We start from the raw sequence: 16,661 nt of genomic DNA, 5'->3' as shown, positions 1-16,661 counted from the left end.
CCGAAGGGGCGCTAAGGCCTCAGCCCTTCTTCAGCACCAGTTCCGTGTTGCGGTCTCCCGCCTCGCCGCTCAAGTCCGTTCGGGCGCCCGGGGCGTTGAAGGAGAGTTCTCGGTAGAGGGCGGCGAGGCCCGTCTGGGTGAGGTCGGCGAAGTCCGTGCCGTGCGGGGCGCCGGACTCGATGAGCGTGGTGAACAGGGAGACCGTGCCGTCGTGGTTGTCGACGATCTCGATCACCCGGGCGAGCTGCGGGAAGTCGACGTGGGAGGCGGTGGAGACCTCCCAGAAGGAGCGGCCGTCCGGGGCGGAGTGCGGGGTGATCTTGTTCTTGTGGCTGTGGCCGTTCACCCAGGCCAGCACCGAGCGGTACTTGCCGAGGAGGGCGAGCACCTCGTCGCCGCCGTGCCGCCGCTCGCCCGGGTGGGCCGGGTCCTCGCGGAGGTTGCGCATCGACTTGCTGGTGTGGTGGCTGAAGACGATGACGTGTTCCTTGTTCTTCTCGGCCGCCTTCAACGTGCGCTCCAGCCACCGCAGTTGGGCGGTGCCGAGCGAACCCTCGTAGTGGCCGCCCGGGTCGGTGCTGTCGAGGCTGACGCCGAGCAGGCCGTCGGCGATGCGGAAGGTGTAGTATTGCGTCTTCGCGGCGAGGTTCGCCTGTGAGTAGCCGTGCCCGATGGGGCCCGCTCCGGTGTGCGCGGGGTCGAGGTGGGCCTGGAGGTACTCGGCGGGGGTGAAGGGGGCGCGGCCCTCGTCCGGGGTGACGGAACGCATCCTCCGCGCCTGGGACTTGAGCATCGCCTTGAAGGCCGCGCCCTTGGGGTCGCCGCCCTTCTTGACGTTGTTCCAGATGGCGACGCCCTCCGACTCGTCGAGGGTCATCAGCTTCCTGCCGCCGACCGCGAAGTCGGCGAAGAAGGAGTCGCCGGGCGCGTAGCAGCCGCCGGGCAGGGAGTCGTGGTTGCCGACCGTGGAGTACCAGGGCAGGTTGAGGCCGGGGCTGCGCAGTTCGCGGATCGCGGCGGCGAGGAAGCCGTCGATGCGCGGGAAGCCGAGCTGCTTGTCGGCGTCGCGCAGGGCCGCGTCGGGCTGCCAGTACAGCTTGAGGTCGCTGTTCTGGACGCCCTCGTAGCGGTTCGGGTCACCGGAGTTGGGGGTGATCCGGCCGCCGCTCATCACCTTCAGGAACCAGTCCAGCTCCGTCTTGGCGTTGTTGTCGGTGTTGTCGCCGGTGGTCATCACGAAGTGCAGCGGCGAGCCGGTGACCGGGGCGCCGCGCAGCGCGTTGACCCGCTCGACGAGCGAGACCGCGCCGGGCACGGACAGGGCTTCCTGGGGCCGCCAGGCGCTGGCGGTCTGGGAGCGCAGGTACTCGTTGCTGTACGTCGACCAGGTGCAGGTCGGTGAACTGCACGAACGCGGCGAGCGCGGTGCGCCGTTCGCCCCGGCCGGCCTTGGGCGCGGCCAGATCGCCGCGGACGACGCGCGACCAGGCGGGCCCGTCACCGAGCCGCCGGTAGCCGGAGCCGCCGCGCGGGACCGCGACCGTCGAGAGGGTGGTGCCGCGGGTGTACGGGGCCAGCGGCGCGGCCGGCGCAGGGCGGGAGACCGCGAGGGGCTGCCCCTGGGTCGAGGCGGTGTGCGCGGCGGCCTCGCCCGAACCGGGACGCAGCGCGAGGCCGATGCCCGCGGAGAGGGACACCGCCCCGGTTGCGGCCAGGAAGGCGCGGCGGTCACGAACAGTGGCGGTGGCGACAGAGCGTATGCGCGACATGGCGCGATCTCCCCGGGTCCGAACGCGTCAGCAGTGGTCGCGGGCGGTTCGCTCACGCGAACTGCCCGCTCATACTGGATCGTTGGCACCGGGGGTGACCTGCGCGTTAACTGGACAGCAACGGGCAGCGCCGATCACCGTACGTGGATCTTGGTTACCCTCCGCGTCCACCGAGCCCTCTTCGAACCGAGAGGAGGCGGTCACTCCAAGTTCACCTGGCTGGGTACGGAACCTGAACGCTCCGCTGGGGTGCGGTCATGAATCTGCGGGTCCGCTTCGGCTGGTCGCGCCCACGCGGCGGAGCCGCCTATCGGCTCAGCCTCGCGCCCCTTACGGGGCGCGCCCCGCCGCCGGTCGGTCCCGCCACAGTGTGAGGCCGACGTCGACGAGCCCCACCCGGTCCAAGGCAGGTACCTCGTCCAGAGGGTGCCAGGCCGCCAGGTCAGTGGAGCCGTCCGTCTCGTGGCGCAGTTCCCCGCCGGTGACGCCGACCTCGTAGACGATCCGCAGGCCCTGGAAGTCGGCGGCGGGGCCGAGGCGGCGCGCATAGGTGCGCCTGATGGAGTCGACGCCGAGCAGCGCGAGGGGCTCGACCGTGTACCCGGTCTCCTCCTCGGCCTCCCGGATCACGGTGTCGTACGGGTCCTCGCCGTGGTCCATGCCGCCGCCGGGCAGCGTCCAGGGCCTGGTGCCGTTCTTCTCCACCAGGCGCGCGAGGAGTATCCGATCGTCCCGCACGCATACGGCGTAGGCCGCCACCCTCAACTCCTTGTGCATGCGCAGACGTTATTACGGCAGGGTCGGGTTCGCCGGTGAGTATTCGGGCGGCGACCAGCGCAGCGGGCTCGCCCCGGGCGTGTCCACGACGGCCTCGACGGTGAAGCGGACGGTGCGTGTGCCGTCGGGGGCGAACTCCGTGCGGGCCGTGCCGGAGAGCTGGAGCGCGGCGCCCGTCTCCCAGTCGAGGAAGAGGAGTCCGGCGCGCGGGTCGGCGGCGAGGTTGCCGAGGGTGAGGAACATGGAGTTGCCGGGGTAGTCGCGCCAGCTCAGCTCGGTCGGCGAAGTGACGTGTACGAAGCCGGGGTTGCCGCCGCGGTGGCTGGCGTCCGCGCCGCCCCCGTGCACGGTGGCGAGGAGGAAGGTGTCTGCGGCGCGGACGAACTCCCGCTGGGACGCGTCCAGTTCGCTGCCGCGCAGCGGTTCGCCCGGGGTGCGCGCGACCGTCTCGTACGACTCCCGTTTCTGGAGGTACTTGGGGCAGTTGGAGAAGACCTGGTCGGCCTCGACCGCCAGACCGCGGGGTGTGGGCCGGGAGCGGCCGTTGAGCCGCATGCGGCGACGGGTGCGCGGGTCGAGCGCGATGGTGCCGACCGGGGTTCCGGCGACGGCGAGCGCCGCGGTGAGCGGGTCGCCCGCGCGCGGGCCGTGCGCGACGGAGATCTGCCGCGGTCCGGTGGCCCGTACGAATCCGGGCTCGCCGGTGACCGGGGAGGCCCAGACCCGGCCGGTGTCCGGGTCGGCGGCGCCGAGCACGAGCATCGGCTGGAGTTCCAGGAAGGCGGCGGCCACCGGTCGCAGCCCCTCCCCGATCGACCGTCCGACATGGTCGGCCATGTCACGCACGCCGACCCGGTCCTGCACGGCACGCGAGCCGGAGTGGTAGGTCATGGTGTCCTCCTCCATCGGTTCGAGCTCCATCGGTCCGGGCTAGAAGAAACCGCAGGTCGGAGCCTCGCCCGACGGGGCCGGTGCCCCCTCCACGCCGTGGGCCATGGAGATCTCCAGGCGCGTGCCGTCCGGGTCGTGGAAGAAGATGCCCCCGGACGCGGCGCCCTCCCGATGGGCCACGACGCCCTCGTGGGCGAACTCCACGCCTTGGGCGCGCAGTGCCGTCTCGTACGCCCTGACCTGCTCGACCGTGTCGACCTCCAGGGCCAGGTGGTGCAGCCCCGCGCCGGTCGCCGCGTATCCGTGGTCGGCCTGCTGCCACAGCGTGAGTACGGGGCGGCCGTCCTCGCCGAGGAACGCGTACCGCCGGTCCTCCTCCTTGCCCTCGACGATCACCGTGAAGCCGAGGACGTCCCGGTAGAAGGCGAGCGAGCGGTCGAGATCCGTGACATTCAGGCCGGTGTGGCCGATGCGTGGTGCGGTGGTCGTCGACATGGCACTCCCCTTGTGTCGAGCCCGGCATGGACTAACCGTTGTAGATGACTTTAGGAGTTAGAATCGGTGAACGTCAACCGGTCACATACTCTTAACCGGTTAGCAGGGGCCGGTCGGTGCACGCCGGCCGGGGAAGCAGGGAGCCGCCAGATGTCCGTCGCCGCCCGGGATCCACGTCCGCTCACCGGGGAGCCGCTCTCGCTCGACCTGCTCAACACGCGGTGGATGCACGACGGCGTGATCCAGGACCTGCTGACGGACACCGAGGGGCTCGCGGTGTGGCTGGCCGCCAACGCGCTGGACTTCACTGCCGACGAGGCGGCCCTGCGCCATGCGCTGACGGCACGGGACGCCCTGCGGGCCGCCGTGGACGGATCCCTGGCGGAGGGCGCGGGCCGTGTCGACGCCGTGCTCGCGCACGGGCGGATCAGGGCGACCCTGACCGCGGAGGGGCCGGGCGAGGAAGCCGAGTTCCGCGACCCGTCCTGGGGACCGGCCTGGCTCGCGGCCCGCGACTACCTGGAACTGCTGGACACCGCCCCCGACCGCATCCGGCACTGCGCCCACGAGGCGTGCGTCCTGCACTTCTTCGACACCTCGCGGAACGGCACCCGCCGCTGGTGCTCGATGGCCGCCTGCGGCAACCGCGCGAAGGCGTCCCGCCACTACGCGCGCACGCGAGAGGGCTGAGCCCTCCGGGAATGTCCGTCCATACGCCGCTATGCCCGCGGTGGCGTATGGCGGAAGTACGCCATGGACACTTCACGCCACGGTCAACCCTCCCCAAACATCCATCACTTGGGTAAAGCTGAGCGGTCATCCGGGTTCACATACCGGACTGGGGCGATCGTTCCGATCGTCAACGGACTTTCCTTTACCTACAAGGATGCTGATGACCCCCAACCCTCAGCGAGCTCCGATCACCGGCGCGAGACGCGCGGCGCGCATAGCCGTGGCCGCCGGTCTCGTGGCCGCACTCTCCGCGGCGGGGCCGATACCCATGGCCTTCTCCGCGGACGATCCGGGTACTCCCGTCGACACATCGGTCAAGTCCGCGAGCGGCAAGCTCGGTTCGGACGACGCCGACCTCCTCGCCGAGGCCGAGGCCGGCGGCGACAAGAACGTCACGATGATGGTCGCCACCGCGCCGGGGCAGACCGAGCAGGTCGCGGACCAGCTCGACGCGGTGAAGGGCGGCTCCGTGGGCCGTACCTACGACAAGCTCGGCTACGTCCGCGCCACCGTCCCGACCGCCAAGGCCGACGCGGCCATCAAGGCGGCCTCCAAGCTCTCCTCCGTGCACGGCATCGACCTGCGCCAGGAGATCGCGCTGGACGACCCGACGCCGTCCGCCGACACCGCCAAGGGCGCCAAGAAGGCCCCGACGGCCGGCGCCTACCCGGCGCCCGGCAAGAACACCCCCGCCGAGAACCCGTACAACCCGTCGTTCGAGACGGGTGCCGTCGACTTCGTGAAGAAGAACCCGAAGGCGGACGGCCGGGGCATCACCATCGGCGTCCTCGACTCCGGTGTGGACCTGGCGCACCCCGCGCTGCAGAAGACCACCACCGGCGAGCGCAAGATCGTCGACTGGGTGACGTCCACCGACCCGATCATCGACGGCGACGCGTCCTGGCGCGCGATGCTGACCTCCGTGTCCGGGCCCACGTTCGCCTTCAGCGGCAAGACCTGGACCGCGCCCGCGGGCAGCTACCAGGTGAACCTCTTCCGCGAGTCCGCGACCGCCGGCGGCGACGCGGCCGGTGACGTGAACCGCGACGGCGACACCACCGACGCCTGGGGTGTCCTGTACGACGCGGCGGCCGGCACGGTCCGTGTCGACTCCAACGGCAACAGCGACTTCACCGACGACGCGCCGATGAAGCCGTACAAGGACGGGTACCAGATCGGCTACTTCGGTACCGACAACCCGGCCACCGACGTGGTCGAGCGGCAGCCGTTCGTCGTGGAGATCCGCAAGGACGTCCCGATGGACCCGCTGGGCGGCGACTGGGTCGGCCAGAAGCGCGACTTCGTCAACATCGGCCTGATATCGAGCGAGCACGGCACGCACGTCGCCGGTATCACCGCCGCGAACGGGCTGTTCGGCGGCAAGATGAACGGCGCCGCGCCCGGTGCGAAGGTCGTCTCCTCCCGCGCCTGCCTCTTCGGCCCCAGCTGCACCAACGTCGCGCTCACCGAGGGCATGATCGACCTCGTCGCCAACCGTGGCGTCGACATCGTCAACATGTCCATCGGCGGTCTCCCGGCGCTGAACGACGGCAACAACGCGCGCGCCGAGCTCTACACCCGCCTGATCGACACCTACGGCGTCGAGCTGGTCATCTCGGCCGGCAACTCGGGCCCCGGCGCCAACACGATCGGCGACCCCGGCCTGGCCGACAAGGTCATCTCGGTCGGCGCGTCCATCTCCAAGGAGACCTGGGCCTCCAACTACGGCTCGGCCGTGGAGAAGAAGTACGCGATGCTGCCCTTCTCCTCGCGCGGCCCGCGTGAGGACGGCGGCTTCACGCCGACGCTGACCGCGCCCGGCGCCTCCATCAACACCACGCAGACCTGGCTGCCCGGCGGCCCGGTCGCCGAGGCGGGCTACTCCCTGCCGGCCGGCTACTCGATGCTCCAGGGCACCTCGATGGCGTCCCCGCAGGCCGCGGGCGCGTCCGCGCTGCTGCTGAGCGCCGCGAAGCAGAAGAACATCGACCTGACGCCCGCCAAGCTGCGCACCGCGCTCACCTCGACCGCGGACCACATCAGCGGCACGCAGGCGTACGCGGAGGGCGCGGGCCTCGTCAACATCCCGGACGCCTGGGACTCGATCCGTGACGGCGCCACCGCCCACGAGGCCGTGCCTTCTGAATACGTGGTGAAGGCCCCGGTCGACACCGCGATCGACTTCGCGCTCAAGACCCCGGGCTTCGGCACGGGCCTCTACGACCGCGAGGGCGGCCTCAAGGTCGGCCAGAAGAAGACGTACGACGTCACCATCACCCGTACGACCGGTGCCGACCGTGCCATCCGGCACGAGCTGCACCTGGAGAACAACCGGGACGACACGTTCAAGATCGTCGGCAGCGACGAGGTCTCCCTGCCGCTGAACAAGCCGGTGACGGTGAAGGTCGCGGCCAAGGCGGAGAACTCCGGTCTCAGCAGCGCGATCCTGGAGGTCGACGACCCGAGGACCGAGGGCATCGACAAGCAGGTCCTCACCACGGTCGTGGTCTCCGCGCCGCTGAAGTACACCTACTCGGCGTCCGGCACGGTCCAGCGCAACTCCAGCAAGTCGTACTTCGTGACCGTCCCCGAGGGTGCCAAGGCCCTCGAGGTCGCGATCGGCGGGCTGAAGGACAAGAGCCAGACCCGGTTCATCGCCATCCACCCGTACGGCGTTCCGGTCGACAACACCTCGACGCCGTTCTGCTACAACAACTACCTCGACGGCAACGGCTGCAAGCCCGACGTGCGTTCGTACGCCGACCCGCAGCCCGGCGTCTGGGAGATCGAGGTCGAGTCGCGCCGTACGTCGCCGGTGCTCGACAACCCGTACAAGCTGAACATCGAGGTACTCGGCGCCGACTTCGACCCGGCGGTCGTGACCGTCCCCGAGGCCAAGGTCGGCACGCCGGCCCCGGTCTCCTGGAAGGTGACGAACAAGCTCGTCCCGGTCGACGGTTCGCTGAAGGGCGGCCCGCTCGGCTCCTCCAAGAACGCCCGGCCGACCATCGCCGACGGCGCCACGGACACCACCACGGTGGACGTGCCCGCGGGCGCCGGTTCGCTCGACGTGACCATCGGCAACGTCTCGGACGCCGCGGCGGACCTCGACCTGACCGTCTACGACGCTCAGGGCAACCAGGTCGGCCAGTCCGCGGACGGCGACTCCGAGGAGTCCGTCTCCGTCCTGTCGCCGGCCGCCGGCACGTACACCATCGAGGTCGTCGGCTACGCGATCCCGGCGGGCTCCACGGCGTACGACTACCTCGACGTGTACTTCGCGCCTTCGCTCGGCGAGGTCCAGGTCGACTCGACGCCCGTGAAGCTCGGCACCGGGGCCACCGCCTCGGTCGAGGCGAAGGTCGTCGCGAACGCGGCGCCGCCGGAGGGCCGGACGTTCTTCGGGCGCGCTCAGCTCGTGAACGCGCGGGGCACGGTCGCCGGTACCGGCAGCGTGCTGATCGAGAAGGTCACGCCGTAGCTTTCGTGACGCTCTGAACGGCTTGCTCTCTGTACGGCTTGCTCTCTGTACGAGAAGGGCGGGCGTCCGGTCACCGGGCGCCCGCTCTTCCCGTCGTCCGCGGGCCCTATCCCCCGTTCGGGCCCGCGCACTCCATCCCCCGCGCTCCCGGCAGCGCGTCCACGATGCCCTTGCGGGCGTCGGCGACGCCCGAGCCGGTCTCCCAGTCCTGCCGGTCCTGCGGGTACACCGGCACCCGGATCAGCGTGTACGTGCCGACCTTCAGGTCCGCCCTGGCACTGTCGAGCAGCGTGACGGTGATCGTCGGGTGGTCCACCGCGGCCTGCTCGGGCCGGTAGTAGCGCTTCACCTTCAGGACGACGCGTACGTTCCCGTCGTCGGTGGGTGTGATGCTCCGTACGGTCCCCTCGACGAGGACCTTGGAGCACGCGAGGTGCATCTCGGGCGAGTACGACGAGTCGCCCGCGCCGGACTCCTGCTTGGCGGCCGAGTCGCTCGCCGCCCCTCCGTCGTCGGCGCCCCCCTGCACTCCGAGCCACACCATCCCGCCGAGCAGCGCCGTGCCCGCGCCCACCACGAGGGTGCCGAGAGCCACGCCCGCGTAACGCCGGTACCAGGGCGGCTGGGACGGCCTCACCGGTTTGGGCGCCCTGAGCGACTTCGGTTTCCAGAGCGGCCTGGGTGTCCTGCGCGGCTTCGGCTTCCGGAGCGGTACGGGTGCCGTGGACGGCTCGGCTTCGGGCCGCCCGCCTTCCGCCACCGGTGTCTGCGCACTCGCTGTCCGCGAACTCGCTGCCTCCGTACCCGGTGTCTCCGCGGCCAGCGTGTCGCCCATGAGCCGTAGCTGTTCCCTGAGCAGGGCGACGTCCGCGAGCGCGGACCGGTGCTCCGCCAGGAACTCCGCGTCGTCCCGGGCGTCCTCGGGGAGGGGTTCGTCCGTGAGCGCGGCCATCAGCGCGTCCATTCCCTCGTACTCGGCCACGTCACACCACCTCGTCCTCGTGCAGGCGGGCGCGCAGCGCGCGGACCGCCGTGTGCAGCCTGCTCTTGACCGTGCCCTCCGGGATGCCGAGTTCCTCGGCGATGCCACGGACGGGCAGGTCGGCGTAGAAGCGCAGCACGAGGATCTGCCGCTGGGCGTCCGGCAGTTCGTCCAGGCCCTGGGCCACCGCGAGCGACATCACCTTGGTGTCGTCGCCCGAGTCGCCCTCGGTGTGCGGCGACTGCCTCAGCGAGGCCAGCCGCTCACCGATCCGCTCCTGGCGGCGCCTGGCGCGATGCCAGTCCATCGCCAGGTTCGAGGCGACGACCGCCGCCCACGCCGACACGTCACGCGGTGCCTCCGCCCCGCTCGCCGCCCGTTCCAGGAGCCGCAGCCGGACCTGCTGTACCCCGTCCGGCAGGTCCGCCTGCGGCACCCCGCCGAGCGCGAGCACGGCTCGCACCCGGCGCTCCTGGGCCGCGTCCAGGGGGTCGTCGAGCGTCCCCCCGGCGCTCTCCCCGCCCCCCAGGACGCGGCGGGCTTTTCTGCGCAGCACAGCCACCCCTCCCCTCGCCGCGTTTTCTCTATGACGCCGGTGGTGCGGGAAACGTTCGGCCGGATTCCGGGAATCTTCAGAACCGGGAGTCGAATGTCACACCGGTACGGAAACCGGGCTGAGCACCCGGCTCTCACCCCGGCGCGACCCGTCCCAGTCCTCGGTCCTCGAGGTCAAAGGATTGGACAGGCGGGCCGGGGTGAGACGCATGATGGAAACACTGGCCAGTAATGCACAGGCAAAAGGAGTCGCCGTGAAGGTAGGAATCGTCGGAGCCACCGGTCAGGTCGGCACGGTCATGCTCAAGATCCTCGCTGAGCGGGACTTCCCGATGGAGACGCTGCGGCTGTTCGCCTCGGCACGTTCGGCCGGTTCGACGATCGACTACAAGGACACGGCCGTGACCGTGGAGGACGCCTCCACCGCCGACTACAGCGGCCTGGACATCGTCCTGTTCTCCGCGGGCGGTGCCACCTCCAAGGCCCTCGCCGGGAAGGTCGCCTCCCAGGGTGCCGTCGTGATCGACAACTCGTCCGCGTGGCGCAGGGACCCGGACGTCCCCCTCGTGGTCTCCGAGGTGAACCCGCACGCGATCGCCGACCGCCCCAAGGGCATCATCGCCAACCCGAACTGCACGACGATGGCCGCGATGCCGGTGCTCAAGCCGCTCCACGAGGAGGCGGGCCTCGAAGCACTGGTCGTCGCGACGTACCAGGCCGTGTCCGGGTCGGGGCTCGCGGGCGTGGCGGAGCTGCACGGTCAGGTGCAGAAGGTCGTGGCGGACGCGGACAAGCTGACCCACGACGGTTCGGCGGTCGACTTCCCCGAGCCGGGCGTCTACAAGCGGCCCATCGCCTTCAACGTGCTGCCGCTCGCCGGCTCGATCGTCGACGACGGCCTGAACGAGACCGACGAGGAGCAGAAGCTCCGCAACGAGTCCCGCAAGATCCTGGAGATCCCGGCTCTCAAGGTCTCCGGCACGTGTGTCCGTGTCCCCGTCTTCTCGGGCCACTCGCTCCAGGTCAACGCCCGCTTCGCGCGTCCGCTGTCCGTGGAGCGCGCGACGGAGCTGCTGGCGGGTGCCCCGGGTGTCGCGCTCTCGGAGATCCCGACGCCCCTCCAGGCGGCGGGCCAGGACCCCTCCTTCGTCGGCCGCATCCGCCAGGACGAGACCGTCGAGCACGGCCTCGCCCTCTTCGTCTCGAACGACAACCTCCGCAAGGGCGCCGCGCTGAACGCGGTCCAGATCGCGGAGCTGGTGGCGGCGGAACTCGGCTGATCCGAGTGCCGGTCAGACGGTGCCCGGGGACTGTGCTTCCCGGGCGAGCTTGTCCGTCACGTCCACGGTGTCACCGGCGGCCGGCTCCTCGATGTCGGCCTCGGTACCGAAGTCGCTGAACCTGAGCGTGGTGGTGCTGGTGACCTGCCGGCTCTTCTGTCCCTCCCCGGACTGGGGACGCAGGGTGAGCCGGACGGTCTCCTGGCGCAGACGGCCCTCGTCGTCGAGCCACATGTCGAGCGGCAGTGACGACGTGCCCAGCTGCTCCCGCAGCTGCTGCGCCTTCGCCCGGTCGCCCTCGGCCAGCGCCGCCACGTCGACCTTGACACGGTAGTGCGTGGTGCGCGCCCCGTCGATCGTCTCGGTCCCGACCTTGGTGACGTCCCGGTCGTCGACGCCCTTGGTGTACGCGAACGACTCGGCCGGGTCGCTGACCTGCCCGCCCGCACCGCCCGAGCCGTTCAGCCGGGCCGGGTCGATCTTCATCCAGGTCTTGTTCCCGGGCAGCTGGAGCTGCTTGCGCTGCTCGGCGGGCGGCTTCTGGTAGACGACACCGTCGAGGACCCGCTGCTCGACCTTCTGGCCCTGGGCGGTCAGCGTCATACGGCTGTCACCGTCCTCCAGGTCCATCACGCCGGCACCGCGCACCGTCACGGACTCGCCGGCCGCGGCCGCCCTGGTGTCGACGGTCATCCTCGCCGTGTCCGCCGCGGCCGTTCTGCGATGGGCCGCCCGAACCACCTGGGACTCGGACGCCCCGGTCGTCGCCTTGTCCTTCTTCGACGGTGATTCCGCCTTGTCCTCGCCGTCGGAGCAGGCGGCCAGTCCCGCGGTGAGCACCAGCGCCACGGCGGTGGCGCCCAAAGCCCGTGTTCCCGTTCCCGCCATCGGAATGTTTCCCCTCAACTCGGGTCATAGACGGTCTACTTGACCCGAACCGGGTTCCCAGTCCGTTCCGTACCACTCCCCCGCTCCTCGCCCCGGCCGGTGTCCGGCGGTCAGGGGCGGCGCACCTCGTAGAGGAAACAGCCGTACTCGACGGCCCTGACGTGCACCAACGCCACCGCCGGATCGGCGAAGGCCTCCTCGAAGGCCGCGTCCAGCGCCTCGTCGGCCGACTCCGGGATCTCCAGGAGACGTCCGCCGAGGATGTGTCCGTCGGCGGAGTACCGGCGGACGGTACGCACGGCACCCGGCCGGGCGAAGGGGTACCTGGCGGTGTCCGGGCCCGGGCACTCCGCGGCGTGGACGAAGACGGGGCCCTGCTCGTCGTACGCGCCGGGCTCGGCCCCGGTGTCCGCGGCCCACCGCCGCAACGGTGCGTAGGAGACGAGAGCGATCCGCTCCCCGGGGCCGCTGCGCCGCAGACAGCACCGCAGCGGGCTTCCGCCCTCCTCCTCCACGAACGGGACACAGGACCGGCCCGCGTCATCGACATCTCGGAGTTCCTTCAGCGCGGCCGGTTCGACGGCCCGTGCGGTGTATGTCGTCATGCGTCCAGCGTCCCGCCGCCCACCCCACCTCACCGGCGGGAAACGGACATCGCATTCCCCGCATCAGCCGTGGAAGGATGGCGCAACCCACACATAACGAGGAGATGACCGCGTGCCTGGCACAAACCTGACCCGCGAAGAGGCGCAGCAGCGGGCGAAGCTGCTCACCGTTGACTCGTACGAGATCGATCTCGACCTCTCCGGCGCGCAGGGCGAGGGAGGCACCTACCGGTCCGTGACCACCGTGCGCTTCGACTCGGCCGAGACCGGCGCCGAGTCGTTCATCGACCTGGTGGCCCCTGCCGTCCTCGAAGTCACCCTCAACGGCGACTCCCTCGACCCGGCCGAGGTCTTCAAGGACTCACGGATCGCGCTGCCCGGGATCCTGGAGGGCCGCAACATCCTGCGGGTCGTCGCCGACTGCGCGTACACCAACACCGGTGAGGGCCTGCACCGGTTCGTCGACCCGGTCGACCAGCAGGCCTATCTCTACACGCAGTTCGAGGTCCCGGACGCGCGCCGGGTCTTCGCGAGCTTCGAGCAGCCGGACCTGAAGGCCACCTTCCAGTTCACCGTGAAGGCGCCCAACGGCTGGACCGTCATCTCCAACTCGCCGACGCCGGAGCCCAAGGACGACATCTGGGTCTTCGAGCCGACGCCGCGCATCTCCACGTACATCACGGCGCTCATCCTGGGCCCGTACCACTCGGTGCACAGCGTGTACGAGAAGGACGGGCAGTCGGTCCCGCTCGGGATCTACTGCCGGCCCTCGCTCGCCGAGTTCCTCGACTCGGACGCGATCTTCGAGGTGACGCGGCAGGGCTTCGAGTGGTTCCAGGAGAAGTTCGACTACGCGTACCCGTTCAAGAAGTACGACCAGCTGTTCGTGCCGGAGTTCAACGCGGGCGCGATGGAGAACGCGGGCGCGGTCACCATCCGCGACCAGTACGTGTTCCGCTCGAAGGTCACGGACGCCGCGTACGAGGTGCGGGCCGCCACGATCCTGCACGAGCTGGCGCACATGTGGTTCGGCGACCTGGTCACCATGGAGTGGTGGAACGACCTGTGGCTGAACGAGTCGTTCGCCACCTACGCCGAGGCCGCGTGCCAGGCGTACGCCCCCCAGTCGCGCTGGCCGCACTCCTGGACCACCTTCGCCAACTCCATGAAGACCTGGGCGTACCGGCAGGACCAACTGCCCTCCACCCACCCGATCATGGCCGAGATCAACGACCTGGACGACGTGCTCGTCAACTTCGACGGCATCACCTACGCCAAGGGCGCGAGCGTCCTCAAGCAGCTCGTCGCCTATGTCGGTGAGGACGAGTTCTTCCAGGGCGTGCAGGCCTACTTCAAGCGGCACGCGTTCGGCAACACGCGCCTGTCCGACCTGCTGGGCGCTCTGGAGGAGACCTCCGGCCGAGACCTGAAGACCTGGTCGAAGGCGTGGCTGGAGACGGCCGGCATCAACGTCCTGCGCCCCGAGATCGAGACGGACGCGGACGGCGTCATCACCGCCTTCGCCATCCGCCAGGAGGCTCCGGCCCTGCCCGCGGGCACCAAGGGCGAGTCGACGCTGCGTCCGCACCGCATCGCCGTCGGCCTGTACGACCTGTCCGCCCCGGACACAGACACTGCCAGCGGCAAGCTGCTGCGGGACGACGAGAACGGCCGCATCGAGCTGGACGTCGACGGCGAACTGACCGCCGTGCCCGAGCTGGTGGGCAGGCGCCGCCCGGCGGTGATCCTCCTCAACGACGACGACCTCTCGTACGCGAAGGTCCGTCTCGACGAGCAGTCCCTGGCCTTCGTCACCGAGCACCTCGGCGACTTCGAGTCCTCCCTGCCGCGCGCCCTGTGCTGGGCCTCGGCCTGGGACATGACGCGTGACGCCGAGCTGGCGACCCGCGACTACCTGTCCCTCGTGCTGTCCGGCATCGGCAAGGAGTCGGACATCGGTGTCGTGCAGTCGCTGCACCGGCAGGTGAAGCTGGCGATCGAGCTGTACGCCGACCCGACCGCGCGCGAGGCACTGCTGACCCGCTGGACGGACGCCACGCTGGCCCACCTGAAGTCCGCCGCGGCCGGCAGCGACCACCAACTGGCCTGGGCGCGCGCCTTCGCGGCGACGGCCCGTACGCCGGAGCAGCTGGACCTCCTGGAGCACCTGCTCGACGGCCGCGAGACCATCGAGGGGCTGGCCGTCGACACCGAGCTGCGCTGGGCGTTCGTGCAGCAGCTCGCGGCGGTGGGCCGGTTCGACGAGGCGGAGATCGCGGGCGAGTACGAGCGCGACAAGACGGCCGCCGGTGAGCGCCACGCGGCGTCCGCCCGCTCGGCCCGACCGACGGAGGAGGCGAAGTCGGAGGCCTGGGCGTCGGTCGTCGAGTCCGACAAGCTGCCGAACGCCGTGCAGGAGGCCGTGATCGGCGGCTTCGTCCAGACCGGCCAGCGCGAGCTGCTCGCCCCGTACACGGACAAGTACTTCGCGGCGGTCAAGGACGTCTGGGACTCACGCTCGCACGAGATGGCCCAGCAGATCGTGGTCGGGCTCTACCCGTCGGTCCAGGTCTCCGAGGAGACGCTCCGCAAGACGGACGAGTGGCTGGCCTCGGCCGAGCCCGGCCCGGCGCTGCGCCGGCTGATCTCGGAGTCCCGCGCGGGCATCGAGCGCGCGCTCAGGGCCCAGGCGGCGGACGCGGCGGCGACCACGCGGTAGGCCGTACGTGGATACGTGAATGGGGGCGCCCGGCGTGTGCTGTGCCGGGCGCCCTTTTCATGTGCTCACGCACTGCCGGGTGTCATGCACTCACGAGCTGCCGGGTCAGGTGCAGCATCGTGCGGATGTGCAGGGCGGTCTGCCGGTGCACCGGCACCCAGCGCGCGACGAAGGTGGTCTCCAGCTCCTGGCTCCAGTCGCGGACGAGGGTGTCGAGGGCCTCGGGCGGTTCGTCGAGGGCGCTGCGCATCATCGCGGCCGCGCGCAGGGGGATGCGGCGGGCGGCTATGCCGAGGGAGACGGAGTTGCCGACGGTGGTGGCGAGTTCGGCGTCACCGAGGCCATGCGCGTCGTGGGTGTTCCAGGTGTCCACCACGCCGGGCCCGATGTCCATGAGTTCGCGGGCGGCGGTGTGGAACGGCAGCCGGCGCTCGTCCGCGGGCGGCTGGTCGGCGAGCGCGCCGAGCACCTTCTCCAGCTGCTTGGCGCGGCTGAGCAGGATCTCGGCGGCCCGGGAGATCTCCCGCTGCGGCCGGGTGACGGGGCTCGGATCGCTGACGCCGGCCACGCTCCAGAAGGGTGCCTCGACGACGGCGGAGACGGTCCCGTGCCGCATCGCGTACATCCAGGTCGCCTGGGAGGTGTAGCCGGAGGGGTCGCGTTCGTCGGCGGGGCTGCCGTCGGGCAGGACGAGCACGCCGGGGCTGTCGACGAACCAGCCCATGCCGTCGAACGGCCGGTACTCCAGCGGGATACCGAGCTCAGCCGCCACGGAACGGAAGGCGCGCGGTGCTCCGGGTATGGGGCGGGTCAACTGCAGGAACGATCCTCCTACTTCGACTCCGTGCAGGGAGAACTGCACCACGGGCCGCAGCTCGTCGATGAGCCGGGTCAGCGCGCGGGATTCGGGCATCGCGGTGTGCGGGTCCGTATCCACGGGCGGGAACTCGGGCTGGCTGATGAACGCGGGCCGGTAGAAGCCGCGGTAGTAGCCGTCCAGGGTCGGCGCCGACGCCGGGTGTTCGGCGAACCTGCGCTCGCCGAGGGTCGTGCCGTCCGGGTCCAGACAGAGCAGGAAGTGCCAGGTGCAGCCGAGTTCGTCCAGGACGCGCGGGTCGCGTACGAAGTCCTCGGCGAGGGTGAGGGACGAGGCACCGCCGACCGGTTCGTTGGCGTGCGCGCCGGCCACGGTGAGTATCTGGTGCTCGCCGTGGCCTGCGGAGAGCAGCCACAGGGGCCGGCCCGCGCGGGACGTTCCGACGGTGCGCAGACGCAACGTCCCGGGCCGCTCCGCGACCATCGCCCGCGCGCGCCGCGCCAGCTCGACGACGGTGGGATACGGGTTTCCCCGGCTCCGGGCGCCCTCTGCCCTCACGCCAACTCCTCACCTCGATACGGCCGTTGAGCGTCTCGAACAGGCGGTTCCGGCGGTCCGGGGAGCGCGCCCCGTCAAGGCTCGATGTGCCGGGTCAGGGTGTCAAGGGGCC

At 70.7% G+C, this 16,661-nt stretch carries 12 protein-coding genes and 1 pseudogene; 4 read left to right on the top strand and 9 right to left on the bottom strand.

The annotated features are described in order from the left end of the window. Positions 1-19: 19 nt before the first annotated feature. The 4 genes and pseudogenes from QF035_RS34010 to QF035_RS33995 form a co-directional block, all read right to left on the bottom strand. Positions 20-1,769, bottom strand: a pseudogene (locus QF035_RS34010) (TIGR03767 family metallophosphoesterase). A 330-nt stretch (positions 1,770-2,099) separates the two neighbouring features. Then, positions 2,100-2,546: an NUDIX hydrolase gene (locus tag QF035_RS34005; protein WP_307524361.1), complete on the bottom strand. Its 447-nt coding sequence runs from the start codon at positions 2,544-2,546 to the stop codon at positions 2,100-2,102. A gap of 12 nt (positions 2,547-2,558) precedes the next feature. After that, a complete protein-coding gene (locus QF035_RS34000; RefSeq protein ID WP_373467004.1) occupies positions 2,559-3,452 on the bottom strand; it encodes a pyridoxamine 5'-phosphate oxidase family protein in 894 nt (297 codons plus the stop codon). 24 nt (positions 3,453-3,476) lie between these two features. After that, positions 3,477-3,932, bottom strand: a complete 456-nt coding sequence (locus QF035_RS33995; protein ID WP_307524357.1) for a VOC family protein — start codon at positions 3,930-3,932, stop codon at positions 3,477-3,479. Between the two features lie 150 nt (positions 3,933-4,082). Between QF035_RS33995 and QF035_RS33990 the strand changes: the two genes are divergently transcribed. Both QF035_RS33990 and QF035_RS33985 read left to right on the top strand, forming a co-directional pair. Beyond that, the gene (locus tag QF035_RS33990; RefSeq protein WP_307524355.1) at positions 4,083-4,622 is read left to right on the top strand and encodes a CGNR zinc finger domain-containing protein; all 540 of its coding nucleotides are present in this window, start codon (positions 4,083-4,085) and stop codon (positions 4,620-4,622) included. Positions 4,623-4,824: 202 nt separating this feature from the next. Next, positions 4,825-8,145, top strand: a complete 3,321-nt coding sequence (locus tag QF035_RS33985) for a S8 family serine peptidase (RefSeq protein WP_307524353.1) — start codon at positions 4,825-4,827, stop codon at positions 8,143-8,145. 106 nt (positions 8,146-8,251) lie between these two features. Here QF035_RS33985 and QF035_RS33980 read toward each other — a convergent pair whose 3' ends face one another. Together QF035_RS33980 and QF035_RS33975 are read right to left on the bottom strand one after the other, a co-directional pair. Further along, positions 8,252-9,127, bottom strand: coding sequence for a hypothetical protein (locus tag QF035_RS33980; RefSeq protein ID WP_307524351.1), 876 nt, complete (start codon positions 9,125-9,127; stop codon positions 8,252-8,254). Between the two features lies 1 nt (position 9,128). Further along, positions 9,129-9,689, bottom strand: a complete 561-nt coding sequence (locus tag QF035_RS33975) for an RNA polymerase sigma factor (RefSeq protein WP_373466776.1) — start codon at positions 9,687-9,689, stop codon at positions 9,129-9,131. 247 nt (positions 9,690-9,936) lie between these two features. On the opposite strand from QF035_RS33975, the gene QF035_RS33970 reads away from it, so the two are divergent. Further along, positions 9,937-10,962: an aspartate-semialdehyde dehydrogenase gene (locus tag QF035_RS33970; protein ID WP_307524347.1), complete on the top strand. Its 1,026-nt coding sequence runs from the start codon at positions 9,937-9,939 to the stop codon at positions 10,960-10,962. Positions 10,963-10,974: 12 nt separating this feature from the next. Here QF035_RS33970 and QF035_RS33965 read toward each other — a convergent pair whose 3' ends face one another. Both QF035_RS33965 and QF035_RS33960 read right to left on the bottom strand, forming a co-directional pair. Beyond that, positions 10,975-11,850 carry a DUF7537 family lipoprotein gene (locus tag QF035_RS33965; RefSeq protein ID WP_307524346.1) on the bottom strand — a complete coding sequence of 292 codons (876 nt, stop codon included), beginning with the start codon at positions 11,848-11,850 and terminating at the stop codon, positions 10,975-10,977. Positions 11,851-11,960: 110 nt separating this feature from the next. Continuing rightward, positions 11,961-12,455: a DUF1203 domain-containing protein gene (locus tag QF035_RS33960; RefSeq protein ID WP_307524344.1), complete on the bottom strand. Its 495-nt coding sequence runs from the start codon at positions 12,453-12,455 to the stop codon at positions 11,961-11,963. Positions 12,456-12,567: 112 nt separating this feature from the next. Between QF035_RS33960 and pepN the strand changes: the two genes are divergently transcribed. Then, entirely contained in the window at positions 12,568-15,174 is a 2,607-nt protein-coding gene (pepN, locus tag QF035_RS33955; RefSeq protein WP_307524342.1) for an aminopeptidase N, read from the top strand. An 82-nt stretch (positions 15,175-15,256) separates the two neighbouring features. On the opposite strand, the gene QF035_RS33950 is transcribed toward pepN, so the two are convergent. After that, the gene (locus QF035_RS33950) at positions 15,257-16,549 is read right to left on the bottom strand and encodes a M14 family zinc carboxypeptidase (protein WP_307524340.1); all 1,293 of its coding nucleotides are present in this window, start codon (positions 16,547-16,549) and stop codon (positions 15,257-15,259) included. Positions 16,550-16,661: the final 112 nt, after the last annotated feature.

Origin of the sequence: Streptomyces umbrinus (genome assembly GCF_030817415.1) — a bacterium.
Lineage (GTDB): Bacteria > Actinomycetota > Actinomycetes > Streptomycetales > Streptomycetaceae > Streptomyces > Streptomyces umbrinus_A.
This window is presented reverse-complemented; position numbering and strand designations above follow the sequence as displayed.

Bases quoted from the DNA above. Each gene is read 5' to 3' on its own strand.
- QF035_RS34005 (WP_307524361.1), bottom strand. From the start codon at position 2,546: ATGCACAAGGAGTTGAGGGTGGCGGCCTACGCCGTATGCGTGCGGGAC.
- QF035_RS33990 (WP_307524355.1), top strand. From the start codon at position 4,083: ATGTCCGTCGCCGCCCGGGATCCACGTCCGCTCACCGGGGAGCCGCTC.
- QF035_RS33965 (WP_307524346.1), bottom strand. From the start codon at position 11,850: ATGGCGGGAACGGGAACACGGGCTTTGGGCGCCACCGCCGTGGCGCTG.
- QF035_RS33985 (WP_307524353.1), top strand. From the start codon at position 4,825: ATGACCCCCAACCCTCAGCGAGCTCCGATCACCGGCGCGAGACGCGCG.
- QF035_RS34000 (WP_373467004.1), bottom strand. From the start codon at position 3,452: ATGGAGGAGGACACCATGACCTACCACTCCGGCTCGCGTGCCGTGCAG.
- QF035_RS33995 (WP_307524357.1), bottom strand. From the start codon at position 3,932: ATGTCGACGACCACCGCACCACGCATCGGCCACACCGGCCTGAATGTC.
- QF035_RS33960 (WP_307524344.1), bottom strand. From the start codon at position 12,455: ATGACGACATACACCGCACGGGCCGTCGAACCGGCCGCGCTGAAGGAA.